The 12,284-nt window shown below is 49.7% G+C and carries 11 protein-coding genes; 4 read left to right on the top strand and 7 right to left on the bottom strand.

Annotated features, from left to right (window positions below; all coding sequences use genetic code 11):
* Position 1 precedes the first annotated feature (1 nt).
* From ACLJXE_RS14535 to ACLJXE_RS14525, 3 genes are all read left to right on the top strand, one after another.
* On the top strand, positions 2 to 865 hold the full coding sequence (locus ACLJXE_RS14535; RefSeq protein ID WP_410751247.1) for a dimethyl sulfoxide reductase anchor subunit family protein: 864 nt from the start codon (positions 2 to 4) through the stop codon (positions 863 to 865).
* A 330-nt stretch (positions 866 to 1,195) separates the two neighbouring features.
* Positions 1,196 to 2,344 carry an MFS transporter gene (locus ACLJXE_RS14530; RefSeq protein ID WP_410751246.1) on the top strand — a complete coding sequence of 383 codons (1,149 nt, stop codon included), beginning with the start codon at positions 1,196 to 1,198 and terminating at the stop codon, positions 2,342 to 2,344.
* A 216-nt stretch (positions 2,345 to 2,560) separates the two neighbouring features.
* A complete protein-coding gene (locus tag ACLJXE_RS14525) occupies positions 2,561 to 3,982 on the top strand; it encodes an amino acid permease (protein ID WP_410751245.1) in 1,422 nt (473 codons plus the stop codon).
* Between the two features lie 4 nt (positions 3,983 to 3,986).
* Here ACLJXE_RS14525 and ACLJXE_RS14520 read toward each other — a convergent pair whose 3' ends face one another.
* From ACLJXE_RS14520 to ACLJXE_RS14500, 5 genes are read right to left on the bottom strand one after another with little or no spacing between them, the layout of a single operon-like run.
* The gene (locus tag ACLJXE_RS14520) at positions 3,987 to 4,424 is read right to left on the bottom strand and encodes a PTS sugar transporter subunit IIA (protein WP_286628687.1); all 438 of its coding nucleotides are present in this window, start codon (positions 4,422 to 4,424) and stop codon (positions 3,987 to 3,989) included.
* Between the two features lie 51 nt (positions 4,425 to 4,475).
* Complete coding sequence (locus ACLJXE_RS14515) at positions 4,476 to 5,387, bottom strand: transketolase family protein (RefSeq protein ID WP_410751344.1); 912 nt, start codon at positions 5,385 to 5,387, stop codon at positions 4,476 to 4,478.
* Complete coding sequence (locus tag ACLJXE_RS14510) at positions 5,387 to 6,184, bottom strand: transketolase (protein ID WP_410751244.1); 798 nt, start codon at positions 6,182 to 6,184, stop codon at positions 5,387 to 5,389. The genes ACLJXE_RS14515 and ACLJXE_RS14510 overlap by 1 nt, the downstream gene beginning before the upstream one ends.
* 12 nt (positions 6,185 to 6,196) lie before the next feature.
* Complete coding sequence (locus tag ACLJXE_RS14505; RefSeq protein ID WP_410751243.1) at positions 6,197 to 7,462, bottom strand: PTS ascorbate transporter subunit IIC; 1,266 nt, start codon at positions 7,460 to 7,462, stop codon at positions 6,197 to 6,199.
* 16 nt (positions 7,463 to 7,478) lie between these two features.
* On the bottom strand, positions 7,479 to 7,754 hold the full coding sequence (locus ACLJXE_RS14500; RefSeq protein ID WP_286628218.1) for a PTS sugar transporter subunit IIB: 276 nt from the start codon (positions 7,752 to 7,754) through the stop codon (positions 7,479 to 7,481).
* A gap of 120 nt (positions 7,755 to 7,874) precedes the next feature.
* Here ACLJXE_RS14500 and ACLJXE_RS14495 point away from each other — a divergent pair, with 120 nt between their 5' ends.
* Entirely contained in the window at positions 7,875 to 8,723 is an 849-nt protein-coding gene (locus ACLJXE_RS14495; protein ID WP_286628217.1) for a MurR/RpiR family transcriptional regulator, read from the top strand.
* Positions 8,724 to 9,057: 334 nt separating this feature from the next.
* Here the strand turns inward: ACLJXE_RS14495 and pflA are convergent, their stop codons facing one another.
* Together pflA and pflB are read right to left on the bottom strand one after the other, a co-directional pair.
* Positions 9,058 to 9,798: a pyruvate formate lyase 1-activating protein gene (gene pflA / locus ACLJXE_RS14490; RefSeq protein WP_003035751.1), complete on the bottom strand. Its 741-nt coding sequence runs from the start codon at positions 9,796 to 9,798 to the stop codon at positions 9,058 to 9,060.
* Between the two features lie 185 nt (positions 9,799 to 9,983).
* Positions 9,984 to 12,266: a formate C-acetyltransferase gene (pflB, locus tag ACLJXE_RS14485; protein WP_137382814.1), complete on the bottom strand. Its 2,283-nt coding sequence runs from the start codon at positions 12,264 to 12,266 to the stop codon at positions 9,984 to 9,986.
* Positions 12,267 to 12,284: the final 18 nt, after the last annotated feature.

Below are 12,284 nucleotides of genomic sequence, written 5' to 3'. Positions count from 1 at the left end.
GATGGGAAGTGGATGGCATGAGTGGCCGCTGATGATCTTCACTGTTTTCGGGCAGTGTGTGGTGGGTGGCTTTATTGTTCTGGCGCTGGCGCTGATGAAAGGGGACTTACGCACTGATTCACAACAGCGTGTGGTTGCCTGCATGTTTGGCCTGTGGGTATTGATGGGTATCGGTTTTATTGCTTCCATGCTTCACCTGGGCTCACCGATGCGGGCGTTTAACTCCCTCAACCGTGTCGGTTCTTCTGCGCTAAGTAACGAAATCGCCAGTGGCTCGATCTTCTTTGCCGTTGGTGGTCTTGGCTGGCTACTGGCGGTGTTGAAAAAAATGTCGCCAGCGCTACGCAATCTGTGGTTAGTTCTCACCATGGTGCTGGGCGTAGTTTTTGTCTGGATGATGGTGCGCGTATATAACACTATTGATACGGTGCCTACCTGGTATAGTGTCTGGACGCCGATTGGGTTCTTCCTGACGTTGTTCATGGGAGGTCCGCTGCTGGGATATCTGCTATTACGCGTTGCCAGAATTGACGGCTGGGCGATGCGACTGCTGCCTGCTATTTCAGTGCTTGCGCTGGTCGTAAGCGGCATCATGTCCGTGATGCAGGGGGCCGAACTGGCGACAATCCACAGTTCCATTCAGCAGGCGTCTGCGCTGGTACCGGACTACGGTTCGCTGATGGCATGGCGGATTGTGGCACTGGCTTTAGCGTTGTGCTGCTGGATTGTTCCGCAGGTGAAGGGCTACCAACCGGCAATACCGCTGCTTTCCGTCGCGTTTATTCTGCTGTTAGTCGGTGAGCTGATTGGCCGCGGCGTGTTCTATGGTCTGCATATGACCGTCGGCATGGCGGTCGCCAGCTAACCTGAAAATGCGAATGGCATCGCGCTTGTCCGGCCTACAAATTGCAGTTCGGAACTTGTAGGTCGGATAAGGCGTTAATACGGTCATCTCGCAAATAAAAGATGCCGATTATCCATGAATTTTTTCGACTGAACGTAGCGGGGCAATTTTGTTTTAGATCAATTAAAACAAATAGATGTATTTTCCCATTTTTTATCAATCCGCGTTAAGAATCAGTAATACGAATCGATCCCCCTGAAAGCGCCTCAGGTCCCTGATTGCGCCGATTGACAATGTTTTTTGCAGTGGCATGATGCGCATGAAATTTGAACTTCCTCACGGTTTTTATTCATGTCCACCTATACCCGTCCCGTTATGCTATTGCTGTGCGGGCTGCTTCTGTTGACCCTGGCGATCGCCGTGTTAAACACGCTCGTCCCGCTTTGGCTCGCCCATGAAAATCTGCCAACCTGGCAGGTAGGCGTGGTCAGTTCGTCTTATTTCACCGGAAATTTGGTTGGGACGTTATTGACCGGGTACTTAATTAAACACCTCGGTTTTAACCGCAGCTATTACATCGCTTCGCTTATTTTTGCCGCGGGCTGTGTCGGGCTGGGTGTCATGGTCGGTTTTTGGAGCTGGATGACCTGGCGTTTTATTGCGGGGATCGGTTGTGCCATGATCTGGGTGGTGGTGGAAAGTGCGTTGATGTGCAGCGGGACGTCGCGTAACCGTGGACGCTTACTTGCCGCCTATATGATGGTCTATTACGTGGGGACGTTTTTGGGGCAATTATTGGTCAGTAAAGTCTCGACAGAATTAATGAATATTCTGCCGTGGGTGACCGGCACTATCCTTGCCGGAGTATTACCGCTGCTCTTTACCCGCATTGTGAATCAGCAGGGTGATGAACAACAGTCACCCCCCATTGTCTCTATGCTGAAGCTTCGCCAGGCCCGTCTGGGTGTGAATGGCTGCATTATCTCCGGGATTGTGCTGGGGTCATTGTATGGTCTGATGCCGCTGTACCTCAACCATCAGGGTGTCAGCAATGCCAGCATTGGTTTCTGGATGGCGGTACTGGTCAGTGCAGGTATTCTGGGACAATGGCCAATTGGTCGCCTGGCCGATAAGTTAGGTCGTCTGCTGGTTTTGCGCGTCCAGGTATTTGTAGTGATCGTCGGGAGTATCGCCATGCTAAATCAGGCGGCGATGGCACCTGCATTGTTTATGCTGGGCGCGGCAGGTTTCACCCTTTATCCGGTCGCGATGGCCTGGGCATGCGAGAAAGTAGAACATCATCAGTTGGTCGCGATGAACCAGGCATTATTATTAAGCTATACCGTGGGTAGCCTGCTTGGGCCGTCATTTACCGCCATGCTGATGCAAAATTATTCTGACAGTTTACTGTTTATCATGATTGCCAGCGTATCGTTTATTTATTTACTGATGCTGCTGCGTAAGACTGGGCATACACCGAATTCTGTGGCGCATATCTGATCTGATTTAACAGGATAAAAACAGGTTCCCATACATGCTGTTTATGTATACTTTATGGGAGCCTGTTTTATTTAATCATCGCTATTCTTTCCTGAAAATAAAATGTGCAGAAGATTATAGTTTTACATTCTGCCGTTTCCGCTTGTCCATTTTACCGCGCATAATCCTTCGCTTCATTTATTGAGTATCAAAAATAGCGTCTACGAAGGATCGCCAATGGCAAGTGTGCAGGAAAAACAATTGCGGTGGTACAACATCGCATTGATGTCTTTTATTACCGTGTGGGGATTCGGCAATGTTGTAAACAACTATGCTAATCAGGGATTAGTGGTTGTCTCTTCATGGATATTTATTTTCGCCCTCTATTTTATCCCTTATGCACTGATTGTCGGACAACTTGGCTCCACGTTTAAAGACGGTAAAGGTGGGGTTAGTACATGGATTAAACACACAATGGGACCGGGGCTGGCTTATCTTGCAGCGTGGACCTATTGGGTGGTGCATATCCCTTATCTGGCGCAAAAGCCACAGGCTATTCTGATTGCTCTGGGATGGGCGCTGAAAGGCGATGGCTCGCTGATTAAAGAGTACACCGTGGTGGCGTTGCAGGGGCTGACGTTAGCGCTGTTTGTCTTTTTCATGTGGGTTGCATCCCGTGGCATGAAATCGCTTAAAATCGTTGGATCGGTCGCGGGGATCGCGATGTTTGTGATGTCCATTCTGTATGTCGTAATGGCCGTCACCGCTCCGGCGATTACTGATGTGCAGATCGCCACAACCAATATCACCTGGGAATCTTTTATCCCGCATATCGATTTTACCTATATCACAACGATCTCGATGCTGGTCTTTGCAGTCGGTGGCGCGGAGAAAATTTCTCCATACGTTAACCAGACGCGTAACCCTGGCAAAGAGTTCCCGAAAGGGATGTTAGTTCTGGCGGTTATGGTAGCGGTGTGTGCTATCCTGGGTTCTCTGGCAATGGGGATGATGTTTGACTCTCAGCATATTCCTGATGACTTAATGACGAATGGCCAGTATTACGCTTTCCAGAAACTCGGGGAGTATTACGGCATGGGTAACACATTGATGGTTATTTATGCAGTTGCCAACACATTAGGTCAAATTGCGGCTTTGGTGTTTTCTATTGATGCGCCGCTTAAAGTTTTACTGGGCGATGCCGATCGCAAATATATTCCTGAAAGCCTGTGTAAAACGAATGCCTCTGGTACACCGGTGAATGGCTATATTCTGACACTGGTGCTGGTGGCCATTTTGATTATGTTGCCAACGCTGGGTATCGGTGACATGAACAATTTGTATAAATGGTTGCTGAATCTGAATTCAGTGGTGATGCCTCTGCGCTATCTGTGGGTGTTTGTGGCATTTATTGCCGTTATTCGTCTGGCGCAGAAATATAAACCGGAATATGTCTTCATTCGTAACCGCCCTCTGGCGATGACGGTGGGAATTTGGTGTTTTGCGTTTACTGCGTTTGCCTGCCTCACGGGGATCTTTCCGAAAATGGAAGCCTTTACTCCAGAGTGGACATTCCAGCTCACGCTGAACATTGTGACGCCGTTTGTGCTGGTCGGACTGGGCTTAATTTTCCCGTTGCTGGCACGTAGGAAACTATAATGAACTAACGCTCTTCAAGAGTGGAGTGAAGTTGCGCCAGGCTGGTAGTATGGGATAACTGCTGTAAGCGCTCAGCTTCATCCAGCCAGCACACCAACTGCTGAATCATTTCGATATGTTGAGTGCTGTTGGCTGCAGCAAGAATAATTATTAGCCGTACATCCGGGTGTCCAGGAAATGGTACTGCCTCTTTCAGGCACAGAAGCGACAGGTGCGTTTTACTGCTGAGCACACCTTCTTCCGGGCGAGCATGAGGCAGGGCAAACTCCGGGCTTAATATATACCATGGACCGTGTCGTTCTGTTTCACGGATGATCGCCTGAGTATACCCATTTGTAATTGCCCCTTGTTCTTCCAGAGGATGACAAGCCAGTTGTACTGCCTCCTGCCAGGTGTGGCATTGTTCCTGAAACTGACAGGCTGAAAACAGCGTAGAGACCATCATTTTATCCTTATCTCAGTGGGCAGACCGTGTTACGGTCTGCCCAGCCGATTATTTGAGTACTTCGCAAATTGCAGAGGCTGAAATTCCGTATTTCTCTTTTAGCTGTCGGCTGTTGCCCGATTCGGTAAATGTGTCCCGAGTCCCAAGACGGTGTAATCGCGTACTTAATCCCTCCTCGGCCAGAACTTCAGCAATTTGTCCGCCAAGCCCACCCGTAATGGTATGGTTTTCAATCGTGACGATACGCGGACAATCGGCAACCAGCTGCAGGAAACGCTGGCGGTTAAACGGTTTTAGCGTGGCGACATGAATGAGTTTTCCCCGTTTCCCTTGCGTGCTTAGTTGGGTGTAACCTGTACTCGCTTGTTCAAGCACGGTCCCTTCATAAAGAATGGCAAAGTCGTTGCCTGCGTTCTCCACGGCGTCAATATCAGTCACTCGGGGAACAATAGATTTATCGCGCACGGGCATCGGTTCGCGAGCAACGCGAATATAAACCGGTCCAGCAATTCTCACTGCTTGCTCAAAGGCTCCTGCAACTTCTTCGGCATCAGCAGGCGTCAGAATGGTGATCCCGGGTAAAACACGGGTTAATGCGAGATCTTCCAGGGCGTGATGGGAGGCACCATCCGGGCCATCATCCATCCCGGGATGACTGCCGACCAGTTTAATATTGGCATTGGCATAGCAGGCCTGACGTAGTTGAGTCCAGGCCGTGCCTGTCACAAACATGGCGAAGTTCACATAGAAAGGAATATTGCCTTCCAGTGCCTGGCCCACAGCAAAGCTCATTGCTGAACCTTCGGCGATCCCCATTTCAAAGAACGCGTCCGGATAGGCTGCCTGAAACTGGTCGGTCCGCGTTGAGCTGGCTAAATCGCTGTCGATGGCGACAATGGGATAGCCTTGCTGTTTCAGCGCAATCAGGGCGTTACCGATTTCATCGCGGGGTGCTTTCATCATTGCAGCTCCTCCATAGCCTGTTGATATTGTTCGGTGGTTGGGGTTTTTGAATGCCAGTCGCCGTTATTTTCCATGTAGCTAACGCCGCTGCCTTTGGTGGTATGTGCAATAATCGCGATGGGTTTCCCTTTCAGATGCCGTGATAGCATGAAGGTGTCGGCCACCTGATGCATGTCATTGCCATTATGAAGTTCGAGTACATGCCAGCCAAAAAGGCGTACTTTGTCGGCCAGCGGCTCCAGATTCACCACCTGATTGACCGGGTCATGGGAAGAGAAACCGTTGTAGTCGATAATTGCCACCAGGTTATCCATTTTCATATGACCGGCCTGTTGCAACGTTTCCCAGATTTGGCCTTCGTGCATTTCACCATCGCCGATAATGGCGAAGACGCGCTGCAGTTCACCATGTTGCTTTTTCGCTGCCGCCATACCGAAAGCAATGGATAATCCCTGGCCCAACAGACCCGTTGTGGCATCCACCTCTGGCATAGATTTGATGCTGGGATGCCCTTGTAAACGCGAGTTAATCTGCCGGAAGGACTTAAATTCGCTACGTGCAATGTTGCCTTTTTGATGCAGCAGGGCGTATTGGGCAGCCACGGCATGGCCTTTACTCATCACTACACGGGCACGGGGCGATGCGGTCAAATCTACTTCCTGATCGTAAATCCAGGTCAGAATATCGATAATGGATAACGCACCGCCAGGGTGGCCAATGCCTGATTCATAAATCATGGAGACAATATCCCGGCGAGCGGCCAGCGCGTGGGATTTTAGTTCGTCAATATTCATGTTCATTCCTTATCAAGGCAACATTTTGCCGATGTAATACACCACTAAACCGAGTGCAACGAAGTCGGTTTCCGGGAAGCTGGTTCCGGACAAACCGACTGATTCCATAATCGGGTAGATGAGTGCCGGGCCGATGCCAATTAATATGCCGGTGACGAAACTCCCGGCAATTGCCCCTTTCCAGCCACCGGATGCGTTGCCAAATACTGCGGCGGTGGCACCAATGAAGAAGTAGGGAATAGCCACGGGGATGATGACCGTTTGCCCAATTAACGCGAGTATGCCCATGACCACGAGTCCCCCTATAAAAGAGGAAATAAAGCCTAAAACCGTGGCAGTAGGGGCGTAAGGAAAGACCACAGGACAATCCAGCGCAGGTTTGGCATTGGGTATAAATTTTTCAGAGATGCCTAAAAAGGCTGGGACGATTTCCGACAATAACAAACGAACGCCGGTGATGATGATATAGAGCGATGCCGTAAACGTGAGCGACTGGAATAACGGATAGACCAGCCAGTGCATTCCTCCCGCTGCGGCAGTCACCGCTTCTTTACCTGCGGCAAGCGCCGCGATGTAGTAGAAAATACTGACGGAGATGGAAACGGAGACGATATAGTCTTTAAAAATCCCCAACCACCCGGGAAGATTCAGTTTTTCGGTTGACTGCTTAGGGTCACCAACTTTAGAGCCAATCCATCCTGAAAGCGCATAGGCCAGGGTGACGTAATGGCCCATGGCAATTTCATCATTACCCGTGATTTTGCGCATCCAGGGTTGGGCGATAGCAGGATAAATGCAGGCTGCCAGCCCCAGTAATACTGAGCCGACAATAATTGTTGTCATATCACTGTAGCCGAGGGCTTTGAGTGTGACGGTTAATAAGGCGGAAAGATAAAGATTATGCTGGCCTGTCAGGAAGATGTACTTGAACGGCGTGAAGCGTGCAAAAAACAGATTCCAGCCAAAACCGACGACCATAATGAGCGAAACGCACATGGCAAATTTTGTTTGCGCCAGCCCGGTTAATGCTTCTGCCAGTGGCATCACACCTTTCAGACCAAATCCATCGCTGAATAATGTCTGAAAATTACCGAGAGAGGTCACTGCTAGTCCTGCGCCACCGGCAAAGACCAGAAATCCGACGATGGTTTTAAAGGTGCCTGAAAGGACCTTTTCGATAGGTTTGCGCTGGATTAGCAAGCCGATTAACGCAATAAAGCCAACTAAAAGTGGGGTTACACCCAGAATGTCGAATACAATGAACTTAAGGAAATCCATATTTCCCCCGGAGAGGTTAGTGATTTTGAACGATGCTGGTGAGCGCGGATTCCATCTCTTCGCTGTTCATCAGATCGGTAATGCCGATTGCCCTGAACCCGGCGGCTTCAACTTCGTCGGTGAGGTCGCTCATAGTGATCACGAAGTCGATGTTCTGCCAGGTCCTTAAGCCTGACAGCACATCATGTTCAAGATCGATATCCCAGCTATGCTTATCGATAATTCTTTGCGCTTTTATTTTGAGCATTAGCGAGCTACCCATACCGGTACGGCAGACGATCAGACCTTTCATGAGACGTTCTCCTGTTTGTAAAAATAATTATTTTTAATTATTATGGTGCGATAAAAATTATTATCGCAAAGCAGAGCGAAGTATGTGACAGCATTTGCATTTTGTGCAAAAAGGCCAAAAATGAGTCAGATAGACACTAATTTGTTGATTAACATAAGAAACGAGGCTTCAGGGTTGAGTCCGATCCTGGAAAAGGTGGGGCGTTTCATCACGGAAAATCCTGATTTTGTGATGCGGCACACGATAACGGAGCTGGCGGATTCTATTGATACCAGCGAGGGCAGTATCACCCGGTTCTGCCGTGCTTTTGGCTTTAAAGGATTCTCTGATTTCAGAACGGCGCTGGCGTTAGAGCAGGGCGCGGCGCGCTCGGATGACGGGGCGTGTGAAGAGACGGCTGCGGTACTGGACAGCGTCCGTGACAGCAATGCAATTATCGACAGCATCGAGTTACAGGCGGTGGCGGCCTGGCTTAACTCACTCAGCAATATTGCGATTTATGCGGTTGGGACGGCTGTACCCGTAGCGTTGTTTCTACAGATAAACCTGGTGCAGATGGGGAAAGTCGCCAGTTATATCGACAGATTCTATCCGGCGGCGATCTCGCCGTTGGCCGACAGCCAAAAGACTGGGATTATTGTTATCCATACTGAGCAGGTGTCCACCGATATGATGCAGGCACTGGCGCTGGCGAAAGAACAAGGGATTAAAATTGTCTCACTGACGCGGGGATCGTTTGCGCCATTAAACCGGCTTTCGGACTGGAACTTGCAGGCGGCTGTTGCGCTACAGGGGGAAGGGGAATCGGGTTTTGCGGAGATAGCCGGGGCGATGATGGTGGCGGATCGTATGCTGAGCGCGCTGGAAGAACAGGACGAACGCTATGTGCAGTGCCGTAAAGCGCATCAGAAACGTATTTTCTCAATCGAAAGTGTGACCAATAAACTGTCGGAATACTTCATGTCGTAAGGATTGGATTCTGGCGTCCCGTCTGTAAGACAAAAATGATGGCGGAAGAGTGAGGATATCACTTTCTGTCCATATTACTTTTTTCCGCATTCCATCGTCTTGTTTTCCGGCGTTATGGTGTTCTTATTCCAGAGGCATAAGGTACTTGGGTACGATATATTGCTTGTCATCATATCGGAGCGATGTTGTCGGCCTGGTTTGTGTCTTTTGATAAACACTCAAGATGAATAACCGCATGACGTCCTTTCCTGTGATATGGCTCGTTTGCCGGATATGAGAGCGTAGATAACAAAACGGCCGCCATTTTGGGCAGCCGTTTTGCAGGGATGTAAACTTAGTACATCACTTTATGACCATACTGTTCAAGGATGCCTTTGACGCGCTCCATGGTCTCTTTTTTCGGGGGCTTCACGCCATCCAGTTTGTATTCTTCACCCATCGCCACCCATTTGTGTTTACCCAACTCGTGGTATGGCAGCAGTTCAATTTTTTCGACATTGCCCATATCGCGGGTAAATTCGCCCAAACGGTGTGCTGAATCATCATCATCGGACCAGCCAGGTACGACAACATAGCGGATCCACACTTTGATATCTTTGTTGGACAGGTAGCGGGCAAACTCCAGTGTGCGATGGTTAGATACGCCGACCAGGTTCTGGTGGATCTCGTCGTTCATCTGTTTCAGATCGAGCATCACCAGATCGGTCACTTCCAGCAACTCATCAATCACCGGGTCGTAGCGGCGGACAAAACCGTTAGTATCAAGACAGGTATGAATACCTTCTTTCTTACAGGCACGGAACCAGTCACGGACGAATTCAGCCTGGAGAATGGCCTCTCCGCCGGATGCCGTTACGCCACCACCGGATGCGTTCATAAAGTGACGATAGGTCACGACTTCTTTCATTAATTCATCGACGGTGACTTCTTTACCGCCGTGCGTATCCCATGTGTCACGGTTGTGGCAGTACAGGCAGCGCATCAGGCAGCCCTGGAAGAAGGTAATAAATCGGATGCCCGGGCCATCTACAGTGCCACAGGATTCAAAGGAGTGAATGCGACCAATAACTGACATTGCGGTGTTTCTCCAGGTGTGGCCCATCCGGGGCCAGTGTTAGTGCACAGTTATTAACTGTGTCGAGTCTGTTTTGGCTGTTATCCATAAGTATAGATAGCTGACAAAGCAGGCTATTAAAAAGGCCCCACTTACGTGGAGCCTTTATTGTACGCTTTTTAAAGTACGATTTCAGTCAAAACCAATTACATGGTCTGAGTGAAGGTACGAGTAATAACGTCCTGCTGCTGTTCTTTAGTCAGGGAGTTAAAACGTACTGCGTAGCCAGAAACACGGATGGTCAGCTGCGGATATTTTTCCGGATGTTCCATCGCATCCAGCAGCATTTCACGGTTCATGACGTTCACGTTCAGGTGCTGACCACCTTCGATGGACGCTTCATGGTGGAAGTAACCATCCATCAGACCCGCCAGGTTGGTCTTACGAACTTCGTCGTCTTTACCCAGTGCGTTCGGAACGATAGAGAAGGTGTAAGAGATACCATCTTTAGCGTAAGCAAACGGCAGTTTAGCAACGGAGGTCAGAGAGGCAACAGCACCTTTCTGGTCACGACCGTGCATTGGGTTAGCACCCGGTCCGAACGGCGCGCCAGCACGACGACCATCTGGGGTGTTACCGGTTTTCTTACCATACACAACGTTAGAAGTGATGGTCAGAACAGACTGAGTTGGGATAGCGTTACGGTAAGTAGTCAGTTTCTGAATTTTCTTCATGAAACGTTCTACCAGATCAACCGCCATGTCATCCACGCGAGAGTCGTTGTTACCGAACTGCGGGTATTCGCCTTCGATTTCGAAGTCAACAGCCAGGCCGTCTTCGTCACGAATCGGTTTTACTTTCGCATATTTGATTGCAGACAGGGAGTCAGCAGCAACGGACAGACCAGCGATACCACACGCCATGGTGCGGATAACGTCACGGTCGTGCAGCGCCATCAGAGAGGCTTCGTAGCTGTACTTGTCGTGCATGTAGTGGATAACGTTCAGTGCAGTGACGTACTGTTTAGCCAGCCAGTCCATGAAGTGATCCATGCGATCCATGACTTCGTCGAAGTTCAGAACATCGCCTTTGATCGGTTCAGATTTAGGACCAACCTGCATTTTCAGTTTTTCATCAACGCCGCCGTTGATTGCGTACAGCATGGTTTTCGCCAGGTTAGCACGCGCACCGAAGAACTGCATTTGTTTACCAACAACCATTGGGCTTACGCAGCAAGCGATAGCGTAGTCGTCGTTGTTGAAGTCCGGACGCATCAGGTCATCGTTCTCGTACTGCAGAGAAGAGGTGTCGATGGACACTTTAGCGGCGAATTTCTTGAAGTTCAGAGGCAGTTTTTCAGACCACAGAACAGTGATGTTCGGCTCCGGAGAAGGACCCATGGTGTACAGGGTGTTCAGGAAGCGGAAGCTGTTTTTGGTAACCAGAGTACGGCCGTCAACGCCCATACCACCGATAGATTCAGTTGCCCAAATCGGGTCACCGGAGAACAGTTCATCATATTCAGGAGTACGCAGGAAACGAACCATACGCAGTTTCATGACCAGGTGGTCAATCATTTCCTGAGCGTCTTGCTCGGTGATTTTGCCGGCTTTGATATCACGTTCGATGTAAGCATCCAGGAAGGTGGATACACGACCGAAGGACATTGCTGCACCGTTCTGAGATTTAACAGCGGCCAGGTAGCCGAAGTAAGTCCACTGGATAGCTTCCTGAGCGTTGGTAGCCGGACCAGAGATATCGCAGCCATATTTAGCAGCCATTTCTTTGATCTGACCCAGAGCGCGGTGCTGTTCAGCGATTTCTTCACGCAGACGGATAGTCGCTTCCAGGTTTACGCCATTTTCCAGGTCTGATTGCAGAGAGACGAACTGAGCGTATTTGTCTTTCATCAGGTAGTCGATACCGTACAGCGCAACGCGACGGTAGTCACCGATGATACGGCCACGGCCATACGCATCTGGCAGACCAGTCAGAACACCAGATTTACGGCAGTTCAGAATGTCTTTGGTATAAACATCGAATACACCCTGGTTGTGGGTTTTACGGTATTCGGTGAAGATTTTTTTCAGCATCGGGTCCAGTTCGCGATTGTACGCTTTGCAGGAACCTTCAACCATTTTGATACCGCCAAACGGGATGATCGCACGTTTCAGCGGAGCTTCAGTCTGCAGACCAACAATTTTCTCGAGCGCTTTGTTGATGTAGCCAGCGTCGTGAGAAGTGATGGTAGAAGCAACGGAGGTGTCAAAGTCAACAGGCGCGTGAGTGCGGTTTTCCTGTTTAACGCCTTCCATTACGCTGTCCCACAGTGCAGTGGTCGCTTCAGTTGCGCCAGCCAGGAAGGACTCGTCACCCTCATACGGAGTGTAGTTTTTCTGAATGAAGTCACGGACGTTTACTTCATTCTGCCAATCACCTTTGGTAAAACCTTCCCAGGCTGTGGCTAACTTTTCATTAAGCTCGGACATGTAACACCTACCTTCTTA

This window comes from Citrobacter sp. U14242, from assembly GCF_046555775.1.
Taxonomy (GTDB): Bacteria; Pseudomonadota; Gammaproteobacteria; order Enterobacterales; family Enterobacteriaceae; genus Citrobacter.
The sequence above is the reverse complement of the archived record's forward strand: the minus strand, read 5'-3'. Positions and strand labels throughout refer to the sequence as shown.

Bases quoted from the DNA above. Each gene is read 5' to 3' on its own strand.
- ACLJXE_RS14500 (WP_286628218.1), bottom strand. From the start codon at position 7,754: ATGAAAGGTCTGATCGTCTGCCGTACCGGTATGGGTAGCTCGCTAATG.
- ACLJXE_RS14525 (WP_410751245.1), top strand. From the start codon at position 2,561: ATGGCAAGTGTGCAGGAAAAACAATTGCGGTGGTACAACATCGCATTG.
- ACLJXE_RS14530 (WP_410751246.1), top strand. From the start codon at position 1,196: ATGTCCACCTATACCCGTCCCGTTATGCTATTGCTGTGCGGGCTGCTT.
- pflA (WP_003035751.1), bottom strand. From the start codon at position 9,798: ATGTCAGTTATTGGTCGCATTCACTCCTTTGAATCCTGTGGCACTGTA.
- ACLJXE_RS14505 (WP_410751243.1), bottom strand. From the start codon at position 7,462: ATGGATTTCCTTAAGTTCATTGTATTCGACATTCTGGGTGTAACCCCA.
- ACLJXE_RS14495 (WP_286628217.1), top strand. From the start codon at position 7,875: ATGAGTCAGATAGACACTAATTTGTTGATTAACATAAGAAACGAGGCT.
- pflB (WP_137382814.1), bottom strand. From the start codon at position 12,266: ATGTCCGAGCTTAATGAAAAGTTAGCCACAGCCTGGGAAGGTTTTACC.
- ACLJXE_RS14520 (WP_286628687.1), bottom strand. From the start codon at position 4,424: ATGGTCTCTACGCTGTTTTCAGCCTGTCAGTTTCAGGAACAATGCCAC.
- ACLJXE_RS14515 (WP_410751344.1), bottom strand. From the start codon at position 5,387: ATGAAAGCACCCCGCGATGAAATCGGTAACGCCCTGATTGCGCTGAAA.
- ACLJXE_RS14510 (WP_410751244.1), bottom strand. From the start codon at position 6,184: ATGAATATTGACGAACTAAAATCCCACGCGCTGGCCGCTCGCCGGGAT.
- ACLJXE_RS14535 (WP_410751247.1), top strand. From the start codon at position 2: ATGGGAAGTGGATGGCATGAGTGGCCGCTGATGATCTTCACTGTTTTC.